Origin of the sequence: Dolichospermum heterosporum TAC447 (genome assembly GCF_024584745.1) — a bacterium.
In the GTDB taxonomy this organism is placed as follows: Bacteria; Cyanobacteriota; Cyanobacteriia; order Cyanobacteriales; family Nostocaceae; genus Dolichospermum; species Dolichospermum heterosporum.
In genome coordinates this window covers 5,699,857-5,722,662 of sequence record NZ_CP099464.1, presented here as the reverse complement: position 1 = coordinate 5,722,662, position 22,806 = coordinate 5,699,857, and the positions used below count along the sequence as shown (strand labels likewise).

At 38.0% G+C, this 22,806-nt stretch carries 23 protein-coding genes; 16 read left to right on the top strand and 7 right to left on the bottom strand.

The features are described from left to right. Positions 1–258: 258 nt before the first annotated feature. From NG743_RS26080 to folP, 8 genes are all read left to right on the top strand, one after another. On the top strand, positions 259–1,641 hold the full coding sequence (locus tag NG743_RS26080; RefSeq protein ID WP_257121181.1) for a cytochrome P450: 1,383 nt from the start codon (positions 259–261) through the stop codon (positions 1,639–1,641). Between the two features lie 402 nt (positions 1,642–2,043). After that, positions 2,044–3,738 carry a beta-carotene ketolase CrtO gene (crtO, locus tag NG743_RS26075; protein ID WP_027401163.1) on the top strand — a complete coding sequence of 565 codons (1,695 nt, stop codon included), beginning with the start codon at positions 2,044–2,046 and terminating at the stop codon, positions 3,736–3,738. A gap of 246 nt (positions 3,739–3,984) precedes the next feature. Continuing rightward, a complete protein-coding gene (locus tag NG743_RS26070) occupies positions 3,985–5,316 on the top strand; it encodes an AAA family ATPase (RefSeq protein WP_051424230.1) in 1,332 nt (443 codons plus the stop codon). Positions 5,317–5,321: 5 nt separating this feature from the next. Beyond that, the gene (locus NG743_RS26065) at positions 5,322–5,759 is read left to right on the top strand and encodes a hypothetical protein (protein WP_257121179.1); all 438 of its coding nucleotides are present in this window, start codon (positions 5,322–5,324) and stop codon (positions 5,757–5,759) included. A 118-nt stretch (positions 5,760–5,877) separates the two neighbouring features. Next, positions 5,878–6,282, top strand: a complete 405-nt coding sequence (locus NG743_RS26060; protein ID WP_027401165.1) for a hypothetical protein — start codon at positions 5,878–5,880, stop codon at positions 6,280–6,282. A gap of 6 nt (positions 6,283–6,288) precedes the next feature. Continuing rightward, complete coding sequence (locus NG743_RS26055; protein WP_027401166.1) at positions 6,289–6,714, top strand: HNH endonuclease; 426 nt, start codon at positions 6,289–6,291, stop codon at positions 6,712–6,714. Between the two features lie 179 nt (positions 6,715–6,893). Further along, positions 6,894–7,619, top strand: coding sequence for a triose-phosphate isomerase (tpiA, locus tag NG743_RS26050; RefSeq protein ID WP_035081932.1), 726 nt, complete (start codon positions 6,894–6,896; stop codon positions 7,617–7,619). A 62-nt stretch (positions 7,620–7,681) separates the two neighbouring features. Beyond that, a complete protein-coding gene (gene folP, locus NG743_RS26045; protein ID WP_027401168.1) occupies positions 7,682–8,539 on the top strand; it encodes a dihydropteroate synthase in 858 nt (285 codons plus the stop codon). 197 nt (positions 8,540–8,736) lie between these two features. On the opposite strand, the gene NG743_RS26040 is transcribed toward folP, so the two are convergent. The 5 genes from NG743_RS26040 to fabI all read right to left on the bottom strand — a co-directional run bounded on the left by NG743_RS26040 (position 8,737) and on the right by fabI (position 14,333). Beyond that, positions 8,737–9,609 (bottom strand): SPFH domain-containing protein, encoded by an 873-nt coding sequence (locus NG743_RS26040; protein ID WP_027401169.1) that lies wholly within the window; start codon positions 9,607–9,609, stop codon positions 8,737–8,739. 259 nt (positions 9,610–9,868) lie between these two features. Further along, complete coding sequence (locus NG743_RS26035; RefSeq protein WP_193963866.1) at positions 9,869–11,305, bottom strand: polysaccharide biosynthesis/export family protein; 1,437 nt, start codon at positions 11,303–11,305, stop codon at positions 9,869–9,871. Positions 11,306–11,698: 393 nt separating this feature from the next. Beyond that, a complete protein-coding gene (locus NG743_RS26030) occupies positions 11,699–12,682 on the bottom strand; it encodes an ABC transporter ATP-binding protein (RefSeq protein WP_027401171.1) in 984 nt (327 codons plus the stop codon). 65 nt (positions 12,683–12,747) lie between these two features. After that, entirely contained in the window at positions 12,748–13,353 is a 606-nt protein-coding gene (hisB, locus tag NG743_RS26025) for an imidazoleglycerol-phosphate dehydratase HisB (protein WP_027401172.1), read from the bottom strand. A gap of 203 nt (positions 13,354–13,556) precedes the next feature. Continuing rightward, the gene (gene fabI, locus NG743_RS26020) at positions 13,557–14,333 is read right to left on the bottom strand and encodes an enoyl-ACP reductase FabI (RefSeq protein ID WP_027401173.1); all 777 of its coding nucleotides are present in this window, start codon (positions 14,331–14,333) and stop codon (positions 13,557–13,559) included. A gap of 377 nt (positions 14,334–14,710) precedes the next feature. On the opposite strand from fabI, the gene ntcA reads away from it, so the two are divergent. The 3 genes from ntcA to NG743_RS26005 all read left to right on the top strand — a co-directional run bounded on the left by ntcA (position 14,711) and on the right by NG743_RS26005 (position 17,505). Further along, entirely contained in the window at positions 14,711–15,382 is a 672-nt protein-coding gene (gene ntcA, locus NG743_RS26015; RefSeq protein WP_027401174.1) for a global nitrogen regulator NtcA, read from the top strand. 213 nt (positions 15,383–15,595) lie between these two features. Next, complete coding sequence (locus NG743_RS26010) at positions 15,596–17,044, top strand: DUF3084 family protein (RefSeq protein ID WP_027401175.1); 1,449 nt, start codon at positions 15,596–15,598, stop codon at positions 17,042–17,044. Between the two features lie 38 nt (positions 17,045–17,082). Next, complete coding sequence (locus NG743_RS26005; protein ID WP_027401176.1) at positions 17,083–17,505, top strand: pre-16S rRNA-processing nuclease YqgF; 423 nt, start codon at positions 17,083–17,085, stop codon at positions 17,503–17,505. A gap of 1 nt (position 17,506) precedes the next feature. Here the strand turns inward: NG743_RS26005 and NG743_RS26000 are convergent, their stop codons facing one another. Next, positions 17,507–17,770, bottom strand: a complete 264-nt coding sequence (locus tag NG743_RS26000; protein ID WP_027401177.1) for a DUF3146 family protein — start codon at positions 17,768–17,770, stop codon at positions 17,507–17,509. Positions 17,771–17,939: 169 nt separating this feature from the next. Here NG743_RS26000 and NG743_RS25995 point away from each other — a divergent pair, with 169 nt between their 5' ends. The 5 genes from NG743_RS25995 (at position 17,940) to NG743_RS25975 (ending at position 20,423) form a co-directional block, all read left to right on the top strand. Continuing rightward, positions 17,940–18,116, top strand: a complete 177-nt coding sequence (locus NG743_RS25995; protein WP_190382451.1) for a hypothetical protein — start codon at positions 17,940–17,942, stop codon at positions 18,114–18,116. Between the two features lie 244 nt (positions 18,117–18,360). After that, entirely contained in the window at positions 18,361–18,618 is a 258-nt protein-coding gene (locus NG743_RS25990; protein WP_193962202.1) for a ribbon-helix-helix domain-containing protein, read from the top strand. Then, a complete protein-coding gene (locus NG743_RS25985; protein WP_193962203.1) occupies positions 18,608–19,039 on the top strand; it encodes a PIN domain-containing protein in 432 nt (143 codons plus the stop codon). The genes NG743_RS25990 and NG743_RS25985 overlap by 11 nt, the downstream gene beginning before the upstream one ends. Positions 19,040–19,162: 123 nt before the next feature. Beyond that, positions 19,163–20,074 (top strand): tetratricopeptide repeat protein, encoded by a 912-nt coding sequence (locus NG743_RS25980; protein ID WP_257121177.1) that lies wholly within the window; start codon positions 19,163–19,165, stop codon positions 20,072–20,074. A gap of 115 nt (positions 20,075–20,189) precedes the next feature. Next, complete coding sequence (locus NG743_RS25975) at positions 20,190–20,423, top strand: hypothetical protein (protein ID WP_027401182.1); 234 nt, start codon at positions 20,190–20,192, stop codon at positions 20,421–20,423. 53 nt (positions 20,424–20,476) lie between these two features. Here NG743_RS25975 and rpoD read toward each other — a convergent pair whose 3' ends face one another. Continuing rightward, positions 20,477–21,649, bottom strand: a complete 1,173-nt coding sequence (gene rpoD, locus NG743_RS25970) for an RNA polymerase sigma factor RpoD (protein WP_027401183.1) — start codon at positions 21,647–21,649, stop codon at positions 20,477–20,479. Positions 21,650–22,806: the final 1,157 nt, after the last annotated feature.

Sequence of the window (22,806 nt, the reverse complement as noted above, 5' to 3'; positions counted from 1 at the left end):
CGAAGGGAAGAAGATAGTTATCGTCAGTAATTTCGACGGATTCTGAAGAATTATCACTTATGATACCGAAGAATTAACCGCCTATTAAAATGGTACTTAAAGGTCGTCATCACCCAGTTTTGATCAACTGGAAGTTGAAAATAAGTTGATGATTTTTTATGTTTTTGCCTCTTGCCAAGTTCCCCTGACCCCAAAAGGGTTTATAGTTGAAGTTAAGTTATTCTATAATTAATTGTGTGATCAAAACGGGAGAAAATTATGCAAATAATACCAAGACCCAAAGCATCATCTACTATTCAAGTTTTAAACTGGATATTCAGACCTATGCCTTATATGGTGGAATGTGCTAAAAAATATGGTGATTTGTTTACTCTAAAATTGCAAAGTAATTTACCACCAATTCTATTTGTTCATTCTCCTGAAGCTATTCAGCAAATACTCAGTAATGATCAAAAAGAATTGGAAGCACCAGGAGAATTGAATAGTATTTTTGAATATTTACTGGGCAAAAATTCTGTCATTAGTCTTAGTGGTAAAGAGCATCAACGTCAACGTCAATTAATTATGCCACCTTTTCATGGGGAAAGAATGCGAAATTATGCCGAATTAATTGAAAATATTACCACAAAAACTATCAATAAACAACCAAAAAATCAACCTTTTAATATCAGGAATATTTCTCAAGAGATTACTCTTCAGGTGATGATGGAAGCTGTTTTTGGCATTTATGAAGGAGAACGTCCTCAAAAACTTAAACAGTTACTTTGTGAAATTGTTGAACAAACTAGTAGTCCTTGGAGAGTGGCTTTTCTCTACTTTCCCAACTTGAAAAATATGATTGGTATTTCGGAAATTTGGAAACAACAAATGAAGAAACAGGAACAAGCTGACCAACTCATTTATCAGGAAATTCGAGAAAGAAGAGAAAATTTTGATCCTCACCGCACAGATATTCTTACTTTACTGATGATCGCCAGAGATGAACAGGGTGAAGCCATGACTGATGAAGAATTACGAGATGAATTAATAACTTTACTATTCGCAGGTCATGAAACTACAGCTACAGCTGTTTCTTGGGCTTTTTACTGGATTCATAAACTCCCAGAAGTACGAGAAAAACTATTAGCAGAATTGGATAGTTTAGGAGAAAATCTCGATTCTAACACCATCTTTAAATTGCCATATTTAACTGCTGTTTGTAATGAAACACTAAGAATATACCCTGTAGGAATGCTAACTTTTCCCAGAAAAGTAAAAACCCCTATTTCTCTCTGTGGTTATCAACTTGAACCAGGTACAGTTGTCATAGGTTCAATTTATTTAACTCATCACCGCGAAGATATTTATCCTGAACATGAGAAATTTCACCCAGAACGCTTTTTAGAAAAACAATTTTCTCCTTATGAATTTCTACCTTTTGGTGGTGGTGCAAGACGTTGTATAGGTTTAGCGTTTGCCCAAATGGAAATGAAATTAATATTAGCTAAAGTCATGAAAACATGGTCAATGAAATTAATTGATACTCACGAAATCAAACCACAAAGACGCGGTTTAGTCACAGGTCCAAATCGTCCAATAAATTTAGAAATTCAGAATATTCGTCAACCAAAATCTGCAAACTTAGAACCAGTGAAAGTTTAATTTAGTCAATTAAGATCCCCGACTTCTTTTTTATCTTGTAAATAAATTCTGATTATATATAAAAAGTCGGGGTTCTGGGTTTATCATCTATTTTTTTAATACTTGCGGTTCTACTACTACCCTTATGGAAAAGAATATTAATTTAATTTTTGTAGGTTGGGTTGAACGAAGTGTATCCCTTACGGGAGCCGAAGGCATAACCCAACATTAGAAGAAAGATGGTCAGGGGTGTTGGGTTATGGCTTCGCCAGACTATAGCTAACGCCACGCTCCGCGGACGTGAACGTTCCTTAACCCAACCAATAAATGTTGTTTTACATAAAGGAAACGGTAGAGCCATACTTGCTTGCATTCTCTAAATATAATAATATAAAAAAGCCAGGTTTTTATATCATAAGAGATATGCAAGAATACGACGTTATCATCATCGGCGCTGGACACAACGGTTTAGTTTGTGCAGCTTATTTACTCAAAGCAGGTTATAGCGTCCTTCTACTAGAAAAACGTCCTGTTCCCGGTGGTGCAGCCACAACAGAAGAATGTATTCCAGACAAAGCACCGGGTTTTAAATTTAACTTGTGTGCCATTGACCATGAATTTATTCATTTAGGTCCAGTTGTCGAAGAATTAGAACTAACAAAATATGGCTTAGAATATCTAGATTGTGACCCAGTTGTATTTTGCCCTCACCCCGACGGTAAATATTTCTTAGCCCATAAATCATTAGAAAAAACCTGTGCGGAAATAGCTCGTTACAATGAAAGAGATGCTAAAAAATATGCCGAATTTACAGATTATTGGCAACGGGCAATTAACGCCATGACACCCATGTTTAATGCTCCACCCAAATCAATTATAGATATTTTTGGTAACTACAATTTTCAACAGGTTAAAGATTTATTTTCTGTAGTGGGTTCTCCCGCCAAAAGCTTTGATTTTGTGCGAACAATGCTTAATAGTGCCGAGGATATTCTCAATGAATGGTTTGATGAAGAATTTCTCAAAGCACCCCTAGCTAGACTCTCTTCTGAATTAGGTGCGCCACCTTCTCAAAAAAATCTCGCAATTGGGGTGATGATGATGGCAATGCGTCATAATCCTGGTATGGCTAGACCTCGCGGTGGTACAGGTGCATTGGTGCAAGCATTGGTGAAATTAGTTAATAGCAAAGGTGGGGTAATTCTCACAGACCAGCACGTAGAAAAGATTTTAATTAATGATGCTAAAGCCGAGGGTGTGCGGGTGGCAGGTGGTAAAGAATATCGAGCAAAACATGGCGTAATTTCTAACATTGATGCCCAAAGATTATTCTTACAAATGACAGAAAAAAATGATATTGATGCCGTTGATCCTGATTTATGGGAAAGATTAGAACGCCGCATTATCAACAACAATGAAACTATCCTCAAAATAGATTTAGCATTAGATGAACCCTTGCATTTTTCTCATCATGATCATAAAGATGAATATCTCATTGGTTCAATTCTCATTGCTGATTCTATGAATCATGTAGAACAGGCTCATAGTAAATGTACATTAGGCGAAATTCCCGATTCTGACCCCTCCATGTATCTCGTCATGCCTAGCGCCCTTGACCCCAGTTTAGCGCCACCTGGAAAACATACTTTATGGATTGAATTTTTTGCACCCTATCAAATTGCTAATGCAAACGGTACAGGTTTAAAAGGAACAGGTTGGACTGATGAATTGAAAAATCAAGTTGCAGATAGAGTAATTGACAAATTAGCAACTTATGCCCCCAATGTGAAAAAAGCAACTATCGCTAGAAGAGTTGAAAGTCCAGCGGAATTAGGAGAAAGATTAGGAGCATATAAAGGAAATTATTATCATATTGATATGACAATGGATCAAATGATCTTTTTCCGACCTTTACCCGAATTAGCTAATTATAAAACTCCCATTGATAATCTCTTTTTAACAGGCGCAGGAACACATCCCGGCGGTTCAATTTCCGGGATGCCAGGACGTAATTGTGCGAGGGTCTTTTTACAAAACAAGCAACCCTTTACTCAAGCTTTAAAGGATGCCGGAAACTCGATTAAGTCTACAGTTGGTTCTGTATTTGGGATGAATTAGATAATACAGATGTAGGGTGCGTTAGTGCAGCGTAGCGCACCAACTTTTATACATCAAAAAGTTGTAATTTTTAAAATACATTAAAAACTCCTATTTATTCTGATTTTAAATTTCTAAAATATCGTGTACAATGTATTAATGACTTATTTTTCTAGCAATACATTTGTATTGCTGATAAGCTGTTGTGCATTTAGTTTGTATAATTCTAGCGGGCAAGATGCCCGCACTACAAAGTTCAAGTAAATTATGGTTATCAAATTTAGCTGCGTAACAGCTTATTATATTGCACTTATGGAAAAACTGACAGTAAAAAACTTTTTAAATATCAAAGATATTGAATTTAATTTATCCAAGATAAATATTATTATTGGACAGCAAGCTAGTGGTAAAAGCATACTTGCTAAATTAGTTTATTTCTTTAAAGATTTTTTCATTAAATATCGTTCTTCCATCCAGAATAAGCAGAAAAAAGCAGAATTTGATAAAAGTATAATTACAACGTTTAAAATTATATTCCCTGAATATTCTTGGAAAAATCAGGAGTTTCAAATTTTATATGAGTTTGATAGTTATTCCGTAGCTTTAAATAACCAAAAATCAGATGACAATAAGTCTAAATTATCTTTGATATATTCTGAATATTTAGTTAAAGTTCGCAGAAAAATCTTAAGCGAATACAACAAAAAAACTCTTGAATATGCAGAAAATAATCCTGAAAAAATAGAAGAATATTACAATACAATTTTCACTGAACATATTCTGAAAGATAATCACTTTAATAGTCTTGAATTGATAACTTTTATTCCTGCTGGGAGGTCGTTTTTTGCTAACTTACAAAATAATATTTTTTCTTTTTTATCAGGAAATATAGTTATAGATTATTTTCTACAGGAATTTGGTTCAGCTTATGAAAGAGTAAAAAATATTTATCAACTTAGAAAATTGATTCATGCGTTAAATCTAAATGATTCAATTGATGAATTAATTAATCAGATAATAGTTGGTAATTATTCCTATGAAAAAGATCAGGACTGGATATTATACACTAATGAAACAAACAAAAATAGAAGGACTAATTTATCACATTCATCCTCTGGACAGCAGGAGGCTCTACCTATGACACTTATATTAGCTATTTTGCCTTTTATTAGCTCAACAACACGCCTTTTTATTATAGAAGAACCAGAAGCACATTTATTTCCTACATCACAAAAACATATTGTAAGTTTAATCAGCCAGGTTTTTAATACAACTGAAAAAAAGCATAAATTTTTTATTACGACTCATAGTCCTTACATACTAACAGCTTTTAATAACCTAATTCAAGCAGGTAACACTCTGAAAGCATTAAGAGAGAAACCTGAACAAAATGATTTACTAGAAGCTTTATTCAAAATAGTTCCAGAAAATCAAACATTAGATATTAATGATGTTGCTGCTTACACCATCAAAAATGGTATGATTGAGAGTTTGATCAATGAAGATAATAACTTGATTGATACAAATATCATTGATGAAGTATCCAACGAATTTAGTCAAGTGTTTGAAAAATTAATAGAACTTGAATTTGGAGAATAACATCTGTGGATTTAGATAAATGTTCCGAAAAAATAAGCCATAAAAATATATTAATAGAAGAAAAGAAAAGTAGTATAATAGTCTTTATAAATGAAAATTCAATAGAACTGACTAAAGTTCAAGTAGATGGCTGTTTAGATATTCAAGGAGTTAAATGTGATTGGTTACTAATTATCAATGAACCTTATATTGAAATTTATATAGAATTAAAAGGTTCTGATGTAGAACACGCTTTTGATCAAATTGAAAATACTATTAAAATTGTCTCCAAAAATTATAAAACAGTCCTCAAGTATTGCTATATAATCACAACTAGATGCCCTATAACATCAACACAAATCCAAGTTAGAGCAAAATCATTCAAAAAGAATTATAATGCAGTGCTAAAGGTTAAAAAAACAGGATCTAATGAAAGTTTTAATACGTTCATTGTAGATAAATAAATGTATTATTTATGATATTGTATACTATCACATGGAAATCTAGGATTTAGATTTCAAGAGATTAATAATTGAAACGAAGTAAAATAATCAATATAAAATAAACCCTAACCTTCACCCTATGCCCACTGAAACAGTAACTCTCCAAATTCCAGAAATTATCTATCAGCGATTAGTTAATACTGCTAATGCTACTCAACGTCCCTTAGAAGAAGTAATGCTTCATGCTTTGCAAGTTGGTAGTCCACCCGCTTGGGATGATGTCCCAGAGGAATTTCAAGCTGGAATTGCCGCATTAGATAAGCTAGATGACAATACTCTCTGGCAAATTGCCAATAGTCGAAAAACAGCAGATGATATGGACAGATATAACATCCTGCTTGATCATAACTCTAGGGGTATACTTACAGAAGTAGAACAATTAGAGTTGATGTCACTTCGACATGAGGCTGATTTATTTATGTTATGTAAAGCCCAAGCAGCAGTATTACTCAGTTGGCGAGGGTATAGTTTATCAAATTCTTAAATTGTTGTGTCTACATATATTTCTGAAAGTTTAAGACAAAAAATCATAGAGAGGGATAAATCACGCTGCTGTTATTGCTTGACATCTGAAGCAAATAGCGGTATTCCTATGACTTATGATCATATTCACCCAGTTTCTAAGGGTGGAGAAACAACTTTTGAAAATCTTTGTTTAGCTTGTCGTTCATGCAACGAATTCAAAAGTGATGCAGTTGAATCTATAGATCCTTTGAGTGGTGAAACTATACAACTTTTTAACCCTCGCCAACAGAAATGGACTGACCATTTTGGATGGAGTGCTGATGGTAGAAGATTAGAAGGTATAAATGCTATTGGTCGGACTACAATAGTTAAGCTACGAATCAATAATCCAGTAATTCTGATTGCTCGAAAGCGTTGGGTAATTAGTGGTTGGCATCCTCCTCTTGATTGATAGCATATAAACAAATAACTTATAAAGCATCTCATTTATTATAAAGACCAACACTTTTGCCTATATTCCTACTGACTACCGTTTCTGTAACCCGATAAATTCTGCTTCATAAATAGTCCTAAAAAAGTAGTACATTAAAAAGTGCATCTAGTAACATTAAAATTTTGATTAAATCACCTGTGCGGAAAATCGTTATTGCTGGTAACTGGAAAATGTTCAAAACCCAGGCAGAATCCGCAGAATTTTTAAGCGGATTTTTGCCTCACCTGGAGGAAACCCCCTCAGAACGAGAAGTGGTATTATTTCCCCCCTTCACCGACCTAAGCCTGGTGTCTAAATCTTTGCATGGTAGCCGTGTAAATTTGGGCGCACAAAACGTCCATTGGGAAGAAAGTGGAGCATATACAGGCGAAATCGCCGCCTCTATGCTAACAGAAATCGGTGTACGTTTTGTCATTGTGGGACATAGTGAAAGACGGCAATTCTTCGGAGAAACAGATGTAACTGTCAATCTCCGTCTTAAAGCTGCTCAAAAGCATGGACTCACACCCATTCTCTGTGTTGGGGAAACTAAACAACAGCGAGATACGGGGGAAACAGAATCAATAATTAGCGCCCAGTTAAAAAAAGACTTGGTAGATATTGATCAAACTAACTTGATCATTGCCTATGAGCCAATCTGGGCTATTGGTACCGGTGATACCTGTGAATCGAAGGAAGCAAATCGGGTAATTGGCTTGATTCGTAATGAATTGACTAATCCCCTCGTTCCTATCCAATATGGCGGTTCAGTCAACCCGAATAATATTGATGAAATTATGGCACAACCAGAAATTGATGGCGCTCTCGTTGGTGGCGCTAGTCTAAAAGCTGATAGTTTTGCCAGAATTGTCAATTATCAATAATGGGGATTGGGGATTGGGGATTGGGGAATAAATCAATTAGAAATTAAAAGTTCAAAAATTTCATGTCTAACAACTTAACTATCCGAAGTCATTGTTTTGATTGGGGAAAGCGGACTTATCTCATGGGAATTTTGAATGTCACCCCGGATAGCTTTAGTGATGGTGGTAAATTTAACACCACCTCAGCCGCTTTAACCCAGGCACAAGCAATGGTGGCGGCTGGTGCTGATATTATTGATATTGGTGGACAATCAACTCGTCCAGGGGCGGAGCAAATATCCCTAGAAGCAGAACTGGAGAGGGTGCTGTCTGTTTTGGAATTGCTACGTCCAGTCGTTGATGTCCCTATTTCTGTAGATACAACTAGAGCAGAGGTAGCCAAAGCAGCAATTATTGCTGGAGCAGATATAGTTAATGATATTTCAGCGGGGACATTTGACCCCCAAATGTTGCCAACTGTTGCTAGTTTAAATGTGCCGATTGTGTTAATGCACATCAAGGGAACTCCCCAAACTATGCAAAAATGTACTGATTATGAGGATTTAATTGCTGATATTTATAAATTTTTATTTGAGCAAATTACAAATGCTAGGCTTTTAGGAATTGATCAAAATAAAATAATTATTGATCCTGGTATTGGTTTTGCTAAAAACCATCAACAGAATTTAGAAATTTTTCGCTGTTTAGAATCACTAAAAACTCTTAATTCTCCCATTTTAGTGGGAGCATCTCGTAAAAGTTTTATCGGTAATATTCTTAATCAACCAGATCCAACATTACGGGTTTGGGGAACAGCCGCAGCTTGTTGTGCGGCTATTTTTAATGGTGCGGATATTCTCCGAGTCCACGATGTTCGAGAAATGCAAGAAGTTACTCTAGTCGCAGATGCTATTTTTCGTGATAGCGCAGCGTGGCGTTAGCCATAGGTTAGGAGGTAGGGGCCCGCGCCCAGTTAATGGTAAGTAGTGAGACAGAATTAATTACACAATGTCATTGCGTTAGCGCAGCGTGGCGTAGCCATATGGAACAAAGTGAAATCAAGCAATCGCCAGGGTTGTGATTGCTTCCCTTCGCTCGCAATGACTGTAAATATTTTTGTCCAATTACTTATCAAGCTCTAATTAGATCCATTCCCATTACCTTTACCATTACCCTTTCCATTAGTGGGATTTTTACCATGATTTTCTTGTACTGAATCAGAAATCAATTCCTGAAACATTTCTGTTGAGTTAGCAGGATCTACAAATACAATTTTGGCATTATTGCTTTCACCAAGTTTCTGACTAGCATCTACGTAATCCTGGGCAACAAGATACCTTAAGATATCCTTACTTTCAGGGTGAGAACGCAAGGCTTCAGAAATTATTTCTATTGATGTTTTAGTTCCTTCAGCCCGTTTAACTGCTGCTTGTCGCTCTCCTTCTGCTGCTTCTATTGCTGCCTTTTTTTTAATTTGTGCTGTTTGTTGTTCTTGCATTGACTTGCGTACAGCTTCTGGTGGGGTGATACTTTGAATATCTAAACGGATAATTTCAATTCCCCATGCGGATGTAATTGGATTTAATACACCTAATATGCTTCCGTCCATCTCGTCTCTGGACATATTAGTATCCTCTAAGGAATTTTGAGCAATATTTTCCCGAAGGGTGGTTGTGGCTAAGTTAGCTAAAGCTGTTTCTAAGTCATCAATAGCATAAAAGCTTTTTTCAATGTCTTTGATCCGCCAGTAAAGAATTGCATCAACTTCTAAGTAAACTCCGTCTTTAGTAATTACATTTTGCGGTTTTATATCTAATAACTGCTCTCTGGTTGTATCCTCCATCACAATTTGATCAAGAATGGGAACTATGAAACTTAGTCCAGGATTTAGTTTGCGATGATACCGCCCCAAGCGTTCAACTAAGGCGACATTTCCTTGATTTACCATCTTTGCAGATGCGAAGGCATAACCTACTAGAGCTAAAAATATGATAAAAATTATTGGGTCCATTCAGTTATTCTCCTCTTTCGGCTTTGGGCAGAATTGATTGTTAGGGTTATGGCTGGCATTAACTGTAAATTAAAATGGGTTAATTGCGTAATTTCCCGATTGTTAACTATAAAAATGATAAACCTGCGATCGCATTATAGGCGATCGCTACACCTCTAATCATGAGTTGCCGAAAAAAATAACCTAAGATGTATAATAATTATGTTTTGGGTCTAGATTTTTTGAGTGGAAACCTAGAAAACCAACCTTTCAACTTAAACTAAAATCCAGTAGTAAATAGTCTGATAATCCCCAAGATAGTACCTAAAGGACCGGCTACAGTATTAACTCTATCACCAGTTTTAGCTAACCCATTGCGATCAACTACGACAACATCATTGTTACGAAGGATCGGATTGGTTTCCTCATTAATTCCCTTAGATAAATCCACTTTAATTGGACGTTTAGTAACTGTACCATTGGTATTGAGGCGAATTAATTCTACAGTTCCTTTACTGGCTCTACTATCATTAAAACCACCAGCGGCTAATAATGCCTGATTTAAAGAGCTATTTGGTTGTAATCTTACCGCCCCTGCTCTTTTGACTTCACCCACTACACCCACTTCAATAGTATTTGGGGACAAAGTTGTTGTTGCTAATTGGGTAGATTCGGCGGCACTAATATCCGTAGCTGTAGGAATGATGATAGTATCGCCATCTTGCACCACTATGTCTTGATTGATATCACCGCTTTGTAGTAATTCCCATAGGTTAATATCTATAGTTTGTTCCGTACCAGTTCGGGTAGGACGGCGTAATTTAATCTTCCGAACATCCGCAATGGACGTAATTCCCCCTGCTAGTTGTAAACTCCGCATGACAGTGGGTAAACCACCACCAGCACCACCACCCTCTGCCCCACCGGCATTTCCAGCAGTAACAAGATAAGAACCAGGACGGTAAACTTGACCAATTACCACCACTGTGCGGGGTGAACTTTGACTAGCGGCAAAGTTAGCTGCAAATAAATTCCGGGCTTCAGCCACATTCAAACTGGCAGCAGTGGGGACAATTATGGTGTCTCCATCTCGTAAGGTAATCTCCTGAGATATTCTACCTGTTTGCGTCAATTCCTTTAAATTTAGGGAAACTGTCTGCTCTCCAGAACGTCCTACCTTGCGGCGTAATTGTACTTGAGTTACATCTGCTGCCAGTGTCACACCCTGGGCTATGGTTAGGGCGGCTAATACCGTTGGGTATTGGACACCAGGGTTATTTCCTGCTCCCCCTTCTAAGCTGAGGGTGTAAGCACCTGGTCTTGTTACTTCCCCAGCAACAAACACATTAATGGGACGGGGTGATAATAAGTTGACGGAAATGAGCGGACGTTTGAGAAAGCGAGCATATCTTCTGGCGATTGTATCAGCAGCTTGTTCTGTGGTTAAGCCCGAAACGGGGATACTGCCAATTAAAGGCATATTAATTGAACCACCAGGAGGAACTTGATATTCACCCGTATATTCTGGTACTTCAAATACATTGACACGGATGCGATCGCCGCCGCCTAATAAATAATCTGTAGCGATACTGGGTGTTGATTTTACTGGCTGTTTTTGCGCTAAACTCACCGATGGCAAAGCGATATTCACTGTTGTTAACAATGCTAAACCCATAGTTGAGTGGGTGAGAAATTTACACAAATCTTTATTAAGCATATTTACCTGAGAATTGAAAATGACGATATTTAGAGTTATTCCGAAACATTTTAACATCGAGTATACTGAAGAATCCTAGTGACTCAACAATTTTATTTTCTAATAAATCTTTAGTTTTCCGGACATAAATAATTTGTTGCGTAAGGAATTTGATTTTAAATCTTCTCTGATGTTAGGAAAAATTTTCAGTGCTTTTTGCGAGTTATTGTTTCTCGCTGATAACAATTTTCAATCCTATGTCAACAACTAATTCATCCGCTGATGGTACAGTCATAACACTAAATTGATCAGGAATTATTAACACATAAGTAACTGACTTTTAGAATCATCAAATAATTCGCAAAAATTACTACTTATGGGTGATTTATCTCTCTTATTCTCCACCTGTTTGTACTAATTAAGCGGATGATTTCGGATTTGAATTTGATGGATGAAAAACTCTTCTAGAGACTGACGTGACAGATTCATAGTGATAACTTTCCCCCCCATTAACCTTAAACTAGACAGAAAATCATAATAATCTTCTTGGAGTATACCCTGCCAAGAACCATCAGACCTAAATTCTAAATTACCTATCCATTTTCTCAAGATTTCCCCGTCTCCGCCTTGACCTTTAACATGATAGGTGTTTTGATTACCCAAAAGTTCATTGAGAGAACCGCAACAGATTAATTCTCCTTGATCAAGAATAGCCACGCGATCGCAAATTTGTTCCACTTCACTCAATACATGACTATTAAAAAATATGGTTTTACCAGATGCTTTCAAAGCAAGAATAATTTCTCGCATTTGGTAACGTCCCAGAGGATCAAGTCCAGACATAGGTTCATCCAAAAAAACTAAATCTGGATCATTGATTAATGCCTGAGCCATACCCACGCGCTGAAGCATTCCCTTAGAATAGCGCCGCATTTGCTTTTTGCGAGCATCGGCTTGGGATAACCCCACTAATTCCAACAATTGGGGAATGCGTTGACGTTGTAACCTTTGGGGAATTTGAAATAAACCCGCTGTTAACTGCAAAAATTCCCAACCACTCAGATATTCGTATAAATAGGAATTTTCTGGGAGGTAGCCAATATGCTGCTTGACTTTAGCGTTGCCTATAGGTTTACCTAACAATAATCCCCTTCCAGACGTAGGGCGGATAATTCCCAACAATAATTTTAACAACGTGGTTTTACCCGCACCATTAGGACCCAACAGACCAAAGGTTTCTCCTGGGTACACTTGTAAAGAACAGTTTTTGAGCGATACAACCTTTTGATTGAGCCAAAACCCCGTGCGATAGACCTTTCGCAATTCAGAAGTCAGGACTACGGGTTGTTTATCTAAGGGATTTTGCTGAGAATCGGGGTTGTCTACAACAGAATTCATGGCGATGAAACTACCAACTACTGACTATTTAGAGATAACTACAGATTAACCGATGCTGAGGATTTTTATAACACACCTTTAGAACTAGGAATTGTTTCTGCCCGCCGGGGATCAATTTCCACCGCTATTCGCATGGCTCTAGCAAAGGCTTTGAATGTAGCTTCAATAATATGATGGGAATTAATTCCATCCAATTGGCGAATATGTAAAGTCATTTGACTATGATTCACCAAAGCTACGAAAAACTCCCGCACTAACTGAGTATCATAAGTCCCCACCCGTTGAGTAGGAATTTCTAAACCATAACTGAGATGAGGTCTACCAGAAAAGTCTAAAGCAACTTGTACCAAAGCTTCATCTAGAGGTGCAAGAAAATTCCCAAACCGGACAATTCCCTTTTTATTACCCAAAGCTTGGAATAAAGCTTGTCCCAAGGTAATCCCCACATCTTCGTTAGTGTGGTGATCATCAATTTCCAAATCACCTTTAGCTTGAATGTCCAAATCAAAAAGCCCATGAGAAGCGATTTGATGGAGCATATGATCTAAAAAAGGAATACCTGTAGAAACTTTACATATCCCTGTACCATCCAGATTGATAGTAACGTGAACATCTGTTTCACCAGTAGTGCGGTGAACTGAAGCTATCCGATGAGTTTGTTTATTAGTCATTTGTCAGTTGTCAGTTGTCAGTTGTCAGTTGTCAGTTGTCAGTTGTCAGTTGTCAGTTGTCAGTTGTCAGTTGTCAGTTGTCAGTTGTCAGTTGTCAGTTGTCATTGGAAAAATTCTTTCTCCCCACCTCCCCCACCTCCCCCACCTCCCCCACCTCCCCCACCTCCCCCACCTCCCCCACCTCCCCCACATCCCCCACCTCCCTACATCCCCATAATTTCATATCCCCCATCTACATACAGGATTTGTCCAGTAATACCGCTTGCTAAATCACTGCATAAGAAAGCTGCTGTATTACCTACCTCTAATTGAGTGACGGTGCGACGGAGTGGTGCTACTTTTTCAACGTGATGAATCATATCCAAAATTCCACCAACTGCTGAAGATGCTAAGGTGCGAATCGGACCAGCAGAAATACCATTGACGCGAATATTATCGGGTCCGAGTTCCGCTGCCAAGTAGCGGACACTGGCTTCTAAACCAGCTTTAGCCACACCCATGACATTATAGTTAGGAATTGCTCGAACTGCTCCCAAATATGTAAGAGTAATAATACTTCCGCCTTCAGTCATTAAAGGTTTAGCTGCACCGCTTAACTGTACCAGTGAATAGGTGCTAACTTCCAGAGCCGTATTGAAACCAGAACGAGAAGTTTGACTAAAACCTCCGGTCAAATCTTCTTTTTTTGCAAAGGCTAAACAATGCACTAGAATATCTATTTTCCCCCATTCTTGCCGGATGGTTTCAAAAGTAGATTGAATTTGCTCGTCATTTTCAACATTGCAGGGCAGAAATAGGCTAGGACTGAGCGTTTCTACCAATTCAGAAACTTTTTTTTCCATTTTACCCTTGTCATCTGGCAAGTAGGTAATGCCCAAATTAGCCCCGGCTTTGTGTAGTTGTTGGGCAATTCCCCAAGCGATAGAACGGTTATTGGCAATACCTGTAACTAGGGCATTTTTTCCAGATAGATTGAGCATAGAAATTGCTAATTTAATTCATCATTAGGAGCATACTAGAATCTGAGCCTAGTTTGACTGCATCGGGCTAGGGATTTTCCAAAATGCTCCATAAGCAGGCGGTAAGCCCCAAAAAACCATGCCCATGTTTACAAAAATTCTCAAGAAATTGACAATTTTTAGAGGCAAAACTTTTAGAGTATAATTGGTGAAACTACTTATCAATAATTACTAGCTAAACGGAACAACAATTATGTATCATTATAAACGGAAGTCCAGGAATTCCGCGTTTGGGTATAGGAAAAAACAGCAAGGTTAATGGTGATTTATTGATTTTTCGGGTGTATTCTTAGGTAATTAGTTTTTGTTTTTCTGGCATTGGGTAGGGGAAGGGAGAAATGATAGTGACACAAGATAAAGCCCTAGCAAATGTTTTTCGTCAAATGGCGACCGGGGCTTTTCCTCCGGTGGTGGAAACATTTGAACGGAACAAGACGATCTTTTTTCCGGGAGATCCTGCTGAACGAGTTTATTTTCTTCTCAAGGGTGCTGTGAAACTCTCAAGGGTGTACGAGGCAGGAGAAGAGATAACGGTGGCTCTGCTGCGAGAAAATAGCGTCTTTGGTGTGCTGTCGTTGCTGACAGGCAATAAGTCTGATCGATTTTATCATGCAGTGGCATTTACTACTGTAGAATTACTTTCAGCCCCAATTGAACAAGTTGAACAGGCACTGAAGGAAAACCCAGAGTTATCAATGTTAATGCTGCGAGGTCTTTCTTCGCGGATTTTGCAGACGGAGATGATGATTGAAACTCTTGCTCACCGCGATATGGGTTCAAGGTTAATTAGTTTCTTGTTGATTCTTTGTCGAGATTTCGGCGTTCCTTGCGCTGATGGTATTACCATTGATCTGAAGTTATCCCATCAGGCGATCGCTGAGGCAATTGGCTCTACTCGCGTTACAGTCACTAGACTGCTGGGAGATCTACGCGAGAAGAAAATGATTTCCATTCATAAAAAGAAGATTACTGTGCATAAACCTGTTGCTTTAAGTAAGCAATTTACTTAAAAGTTATGGGTAAATGGAGTTGGCACGGCTTCTATTTTTGAGGTAATGCGGTCTTAGGGTCTCCCTAAGTAGCGTCACTACCATAGAGATTAAACCGTTAATTTGGAGGAAAGTCTTAAAATTGTATAATTCCTACTTTTGCCTAACTCCATTTACTCACAGACAATGGTTAAACGTAGTAGGCTGTATCGGTCAGCATTGCGGTAGTTAAAAATGGCCACCGGGTACATCCTTATTGCAGCAATTCTTATTTTGGGAGGCGTAATTGCTACCGTTGGCGATCGCATCGGCACACGAGTTGGCAAAGCTCGTCTCTCACTTTTCAATTTACGTCCGAAAAAAACTGCTGTAATTGTGACTATTTTTACAGGCGGTCTAATTTCTGCATCAACTTTAGCAATTCTCTTTGCGGCTGATGGCGGATTGCGAAAGGGCGTATTTGAATTAGAGGATATTCAAAGAGATTTAGGGAACAAGCGGGAACAACTAAAAATCGCAGAAGCGCAAAAAAGTCAGGTTGAGAGTGAGTTAAATAAAGCAAAACAAGAACAAAGTCAAGCACAGGAAGAATTACAGAAAATTAATAAGTCATTACAGGCAGCAAATACTAAACAAAAGACCACACAAGCTCAACTCAATCGCACTCTTAATCAGCAAGCTAAGACCCAAGCCCGACTGAATGCAACTCAAAGCCGTCTGGGTGGAATTGTGATTCAGTATCAACAGGCAAGAAGTGAATTACAAACTCTTTATAATCAGCGAAAAACATTACAAACGGCAGTAGAAGAGTTAAAGGCGGAACGAAAAAGATTATACGCTGAAGCCAAACAGGCAATTGATGAAGCGAAGACGGTAATTGAAAAACGCGATCGCAAAATTGTTAAATTAGATAAACTTATTCAAAATCGTAACCTCGAAATTAAACAGCGGGAAGAAGTTATTATGACTAGAGAATCTCGCTTAAAAGAATTAGAGAAACAACAACAATTTTTAGAGCAGGAAGTAGCCAGACTAGAAAAATATTATCAGTCCTATCGTGACCTCCGCTTGGGTAAACTAGCCTTAGTAAAGGGTCAAGTAATAGCGGCAGGATTAATTACTGTAGACAAGCCTGATGCAGCACAGCAGGCAATTATCCAAATTCTTCAGGAAGCTAACCGCAATGCCAATATTCAATTAACTGAACCTGGTGCTATTCCGGCTAACAAAGAAATACTCCGTGTCACTAAAGATCAGGTTAAAGCCCTAATTGCACAAATTAAAGATGGTCGAGAATATGTAGTCCGAATTTTCTCCGCAGGTAACTATGTCAGAGGTGAAAAACAAATAGAATTTTTTGCAGATGCCGCGAGAAATCAACTCGTATTTTCATCAGGGGAAGTGCTGGCTACTACTACAGCGGATTTACAAAATATGACATCTGAACAAATGCGTCAACGCTTAGACTTACTAATTTCCGCTTCCCAGTTTCGCGCCCGCAATGCGGGAATTGTCGAAAGTGTCCAAATAGAAGGAACTTTTCTGCGCTTTGTTACCCAATTACAGCAAGCGGAACAGGAAGTAGAAATCAAAGCTGTAGCCGCAGAAAATACTTATACTGTAGGTCCACTAAGAGTCAAGTTAGTAGCCCTCTTGAATGGACAAATTCTTTTTAGTACCTAACAACTGACCAATGACCAATGACTAATGACCAATGACTAATGACTAATACACAACCTGTAATTTTAGGATTTGATCCCGGTCGTGATAAATGCGGGATTGCGGTGATGGGATTGGATAGACAACTATTTTATCATCAAGTTGTTTTGGCAAATGAGGCGATCGCTAATATTGAAACACAACTGCAAAAATTCCCTGTATCCTTAATGGTGATGGGAGATCAAACAACGGCTAAAAAGTGGAAACAGCAACTTAATCAAGAATTAAGCAAACCCACCAATATCATTTTGGTTGATGAACGTTATTCCACTTTACAAGCACGCGATCGCTATTGGCAGATGTATCCACCCCAAGGCATCACTAAACTATTACCCAAGGGTTTGCGTCAACCCCCCCGGCCAATAGATGACATTGTGGCCATTCTCCTGATTGAACGATATCTTAACCGACTAACTGACAACTAATTTACAATTCAGCCCGAATTGTAAAAGCATAATCCCCTCCAGGTTCTAATTGATAGTCCTGTTGTTCCAAAAAACGTCCTAGAGGTTCTTTGATTAAAGCACGACCTTGGGAAGGCTTCACAGAAAGTTCTCCCCGGCGGAAATGCCACTGGAAATGCCACTGAAAATTACCGGCGCTAACTTCACCTTCAAGAAAGCCTTGTTGCCAAGATTGGCGGGTAACTCTCACATGAGCAGTAGTTTCTGGCAGACGTTTAGCACTCACGCTTATTTGATGTCAAGTATGGGATAAAAGCCAATTATTTATGTAGGCTACTTATTCTATGTACCAAAAATAGCTTAATTCTACAAACTAATAAAAACAAGATAAGTTAGTAAAGTCCAGTTTCGTAACTGCTCTTTTGTTGTCAATTTACGATAAATGCAAAATAAAAATGCAATTATTACATAAAACTATTTGTGAAGAGTGTGCTTTTTATATCAAATTAGAATGCACTCACCCCGATGAGTTGGGAGTTAATTGTGCTACTGTCACTTTCTGTAATTCATTCACTCCAGCAGTAGAAATTGATAGTCCTTGTGTGTCTTTTGGTAATGATGATGAATATTAATTTATACAGTGCGTAAGTCCTATAAACTTACGAATCTCTAAGGGACTTCCAATTAAAAAAATACCCAAAAATGTCTTGTGGTGCAGGCCGAAAAGCCTGCTAATCATCAAGGACGGGCAGGATGCCCATCCCACAAAATTGGGTAATTTATTTTTTGGTGTTCCCTAAGTCCAAATCAATAAACTCGCAATTTTCTAATAAATAATGTACAATATAATGTATGCACTAAGTATACTTCTAAATTGTGTCAACTAAAATTCGCAAACAGATTTATATCCAACCACGTCAAGAACATCTACTCAAAGAGATTGCACAACAAACAGGTATAAGTGAAGCCGAGATTATTCGTCAAGCCATTGACCTTCATCTTAGTGAAATCACTGTCCCCCAAACCGATATCTCATTGTGGGAAGCCGAAAGAGAATTTATTGCACAAATCAAAACTCGACCTGTTCAAGCTGGAGGTAGGGACTGGAAGCGGGAAGATCTTTATGAACGGTAGAGTCTTTATTGATACGAATATTCTAGTGTACATCTACGATTCATTAGACACGATAAAACAGGAAAAAGCGATCGCAGTTGTTGATAGGTTAATTCGTTCGGGGAAAGCAGTAATTAGTCCCCAGGTGATAGGGGAGTTTTTTATGGCTACAACCCGCACTAGGCGATCGCTTTTAACTCCTGCTGAGGCATTGGTGCGAATGCGTAACTACTTAGCTATTTGCCATATTGTTGATATGACAAAATTAATCTCCCTAGAAGCGATTCGTGGACTAGAAACCCATAACTTTAGTTTTTGGGACGCGCAAATTTGGGCAACAGCAAGACTCAATCAAATTGAAGAAATTTACAGTGAAGATTTTCCATCAGGTGCAACTGTTGAGGGTGTAAAGTTTACAAATCCTTTTAAACTGAATGATTAATTATCGAAAGTCCAAGTTTACCAGAACAACATTGATTTTTCCTGATCTTCCTTTGCGTCTTTGCTCCTTTGTGCCTACCCTGCGGGATCTCTAAGAGAGATTGCGCGAAACAAAACTAAACTTATGCAACTACCATTAATTAAATATCCCATCTTGGGGATAATCAATTTTTTATTATTAAGTATTAATATTCAACCCGTATTTTCCAGTTATTACCCTACTCTAATACTGGCACAAAACTCAAATAGCAAAGCAGCTACAGAATCTTTAAATCAAGGACTACAAGCAATTCAACTAGGACAATTAGAAGCAGCAATTACCGCTTTTCGTCAAGCTATTAAACTAGAGCCTAAATTAGCAGCAGCGCACTATAATTTGGGTTTAGCACTACGACAATCGGGACAGTTACAACCTGCGGCAGATGCTTTTTATCAAGCTACCCAAGCTGACCCTCAATTTGCTTTAGCTTTTGCGAATTTAGGTGGGGCGCTATTGGAAGGAAATAATTTAAAATTGGCGCAAGATTATTTAAATCAGGCTTTGAAGTTAAATCCAAATCTGGGTTTTGCCCATTATAACATGGGGTTAGTTAAGAAACAGGAGAAAAATTGGTCAAGTGCGATCGCTTCTTTTGAAAAAGCCAGAACAATGAGTCAAAATGCGCCCGAACCTGCCTATTATTTAGGTGTATGTTATTTACAACAAGGAAAATTTGAACAAGCCAAGGCAGCTTTTAAACAAGCAATTATAATCAATCCTAAATATGCAGAAGCACACTATGATCTGGGTTCAATTTTGTTTAATCAAGGAAAATTAAATGAAGGTTTAGCAGCTTTCAGAAAATCGGCCGCAGCTAATCCTAATTACGCTAATGCCTATTATGGTGCAGGATTAGTTTTCATGCAGTTAAAACAGTACAAGGAAGCTGTGCAAGTCTTCCAATATGCTAAAGATTTATATAATATTCAAGGTAATTTACAGTGGGTGAAAAATTCCCAGCAGTTATTACAACAAGCACAAAAATCCAAAAATTAGAGACGTTTCAGCGAAGCGTCTCTACTCAGAACATGGTATTTTCTCAGCTTTTGGACAGATGAATAAATCTAGAGAAATAAGTAGAAGTTAATTAAATAAGTAACGGAGTAGAGACATGACTAAAACTAAAACTCAAGAACCTATTAGCAATTTAGAGTATGATTTTATCAGCGTCCTGCATACTAAAGCCGTAGCAGTTCAAGCTTATGAAAATTATATCAAAGATGCCAAAGAAGCTAATTCTCAACCCTGTGTAGAACTTTTTCAAAAATTACGGCAATCGGAAATTGAACAGGCGCACGAAATTCGTCATCATCTCCAAGAAGTGATGCAGAAAGGCAAGATGTAATTAATGATAGGGGCAGGTTTAAGAGATTAATGACTTAAACCCACCCCTAACAATTAACGAATATACTCTTTCAATACACTATTCCGATTGGGATGGCGTAATTTACGGAGTGCTTTAGCTTCGATTTGGCGAATGCGTTCGCGGGTAACGTTGAAAATCTGACCGATTTCTTCCAGAGTTTTCATGCGCCCATCATCTAAACCATAGCGAAGTCGGAGAACGTCCCTTTCCCGAGGACTGAGACTATCAAGGACTTTTTCTAGGTCTTCCCGCAGCAAGTTCTTAGAAACTTGATCTTCTGGAGTTTCACCATCAGATTCAATGAAATCACCTAAACGAGAATCTTCTTCTTTACCGATAGGTGTTTCTAAAGAAATTGGTAACTGGGCAGATTTGGCAATAAACCGCAGTTTCTCGATGGTCATTTCCATACGAGTTGCAATTTCTTCTTCTGTGGGTTTGCGCCCCATTTCTTGAGATAGGAGTTTGGTAGTTTTCTTAATCCGAGAAATGGTTTCGTATAGATGAACCGGTAAACGGATAGTGCGGGACTGATCAGCGATCGCTCTTGTAATTGCTTGACGTATCCACCATGTAGCGTAGGTAGAAAACTTATAGCCTTTTTCGTGATCAAACTTTTCAGCCGCACGAATCAAACCCAAACTACCCTCTTGAATCAAGTCTTGGAAGGACAAGCCCCGATTCATGTATTTTTTGGCAATGGAAACTACAAGTCTCAAGTTCGACTGTACCATCTTGTCTTTCGCTCTACGTCCCACGTGCAGACGGTAACGAAAGGTTGGTAATGGTAATGATACTTCTGCCGCCCATTCGCTGTCTCTAGGATCGCGTTCTAGGCGTTCACAAAGCCTTTCCCGCGCCCGTTCTAATTCCAGTAACTCAGCGATTTTCCGCGCTAGTTCAATTTCTTCGTCTGCGCGTAACAAACGAATCCGTCCAATTTCTTGCAGGTACAGACGAATTGAATCTTCTGTATAGTGCTTTTTCTTGGCGATTGGTGTCCGACGACGCGATTTAGCGGCTTTTCCAGACTTTGCGTCGTCCTCATCAGACTGAGGCTCTAAAAAATCATCAATTTCGCCGTCATCAGTCAGCAATAAGTCCTCTTCTTCTATTAAGAGTGCTTGTAATTCGATCTCAGGCGGATTTATCATTTCTAGGTCAGGCTGATAAATATTATCGAGTACGTTGTTAGCCTGGTTCATGCCGCGTTCCTCATGCTCCTTGCAGAATCAGTTACTGAAGACATTGCGATTACTTTTAGTGTGGAGTAATCTGTGAACCGAAAATCGAGTTTTGGCTGGTTAACCTCAGATATTTTCGGTGATTTTTTTCCTGTTTGATGCAGGATTGTTGAGTAAAAGTGGCAAATATCACTTTGAAAGCGAATTGGCCGCTTTTTTTAATTGCCATACCCGATCATCCTACATATCACTTTTGATTAACCGAATCTATAAACCTAGATCCATCTTTTTCAAAAAGTTTCCCGGTGCGGATACAGTGTATGACATTTAACTGTAAATACTGTTCCAATTGTAGCCTATTTCACAAAAATTACACTCTTTTCGTGCATTATTTATGAACTTATTTACTAAGATTAAGCCACCTTTATCAAAAAGACATTAAAAATGGTGGTAATACCATTAAATCTTGTCGAAAACTTTTGGTTTGGTCAGTGGCATTCTTATTAAATTAAAAGGTAGGCACACTTGCTGCTTTATAAAACTTATACAAATTGTTCCTAACTGAACAAATAGTATTTATGTTCTGCTTGAACTTAGTCCGAAGGCGGATATTTGTTTACAGATATTAGTTCTGGTTGAACTAATTGTACATATTCACTATTAGCTAGTGATTGGTGTTTGTTTCCAGGCACTAACTCTTGTATATGCTATACCAAGAACTTGAACTAAGGAGTTAAAGTTATGGCATATTTTTAGCGAGGTAAGAGATGAATTAAGATTTCTCTCGATTTAGCCTTATTCACACATTAGCGCAGAGTTGAGATTTCTACCCTGTGCAACTTGACAAACTGTTCTTATGGTATACAACGATATTTTAATCAGGTGATAAATAATATTGCTGCTAAAGTTGCCCAAAGGTATATTTGGGTAAATTAACGTATGTCAATTGTAATTATGAATACTTCGGATTTCAAGAAGGTGGCTGTCATCTGGTTATGAAAAGTTTTGTGTATACTTACTAAGCTTTGCTTTGTAGATAATATCTAGTTGAGCTTTATAAGCATAGCAAATGCTTTCCCCCTTTGTGGAGAAAATTTATGATTTTTAGGGAAAAATTGATCGAGAAAGGGAACGGGGAGGTAAATCCGTAATTACCAATCACCCATTACCCATTACTC

Coding starts and splice junctions, on each gene's coding strand:
- NG743_RS26080 (WP_257121181.1), top strand. CDS start 259: ATGCAAATAATACCAAGACCCAAAGCATCATCTACTATTCAAGTTTTA.
- crtO (WP_027401163.1), top strand. CDS start 2,044: ATGCAAGAATACGACGTTATCATCATCGGCGCTGGACACAACGGTTTA.
- NG743_RS26070 (WP_051424230.1), top strand. CDS start 3,985: ATGGTTATCAAATTTAGCTGCGTAACAGCTTATTATATTGCACTTATG.
- NG743_RS26060 (WP_027401165.1), top strand. CDS start 5,878: ATGCCCACTGAAACAGTAACTCTCCAAATTCCAGAAATTATCTATCAG.
- folP (WP_027401168.1), top strand. CDS start 7,682: ATGTCTAACAACTTAACTATCCGAAGTCATTGTTTTGATTGGGGAAAG.
- NG743_RS26040 (WP_027401169.1), bottom strand. CDS start 9,609: ATGGACCCAATAATTTTTATCATATTTTTAGCTCTAGTAGGTTATGCC.
- NG743_RS26035 (WP_193963866.1), bottom strand. CDS start 11,305: ATGCTTAATAAAGATTTGTGTAAATTTCTCACCCACTCAACTATGGGT.
- NG743_RS26030 (WP_027401171.1), bottom strand. CDS start 12,682: ATGAATTCTGTTGTAGACAACCCCGATTCTCAGCAAAATCCCTTAGAT.
- hisB (WP_027401172.1), bottom strand. CDS start 13,353: ATGACTAATAAACAAACTCATCGGATAGCTTCAGTTCACCGCACTACT.
- fabI (WP_027401173.1), bottom strand. CDS start 14,333: ATGCTCAATCTATCTGGAAAAAATGCCCTAGTTACAGGTATTGCCAAT.
- ntcA (WP_027401174.1), top strand. CDS start 14,711: ATGATAGTGACACAAGATAAAGCCCTAGCAAATGTTTTTCGTCAAATG.
- NG743_RS26010 (WP_027401175.1), top strand. CDS start 15,596: ATGGCCACCGGGTACATCCTTATTGCAGCAATTCTTATTTTGGGAGGC.
- NG743_RS26005 (WP_027401176.1), top strand. CDS start 17,083: ATGACTAATACACAACCTGTAATTTTAGGATTTGATCCCGGTCGTGAT.
- NG743_RS25995 (WP_190382451.1), top strand. CDS start 17,940: ATGCAATTATTACATAAAACTATTTGTGAAGAGTGTGCTTTTTATATC.
- NG743_RS25985 (WP_193962203.1), top strand. CDS start 18,608: ATGAACGGTAGAGTCTTTATTGATACGAATATTCTAGTGTACATCTAC.
- NG743_RS25980 (WP_257121177.1), top strand. CDS start 19,163: ATGCAACTACCATTAATTAAATATCCCATCTTGGGGATAATCAATTTT.
- NG743_RS25975 (WP_027401182.1), top strand. CDS start 20,190: ATGACTAAAACTAAAACTCAAGAACCTATTAGCAATTTAGAGTATGAT.
- rpoD (WP_027401183.1), bottom strand. CDS start 21,649: ATGAACCAGGCTAACAACGTACTCGATAATATTTATCAGCCTGACCTA.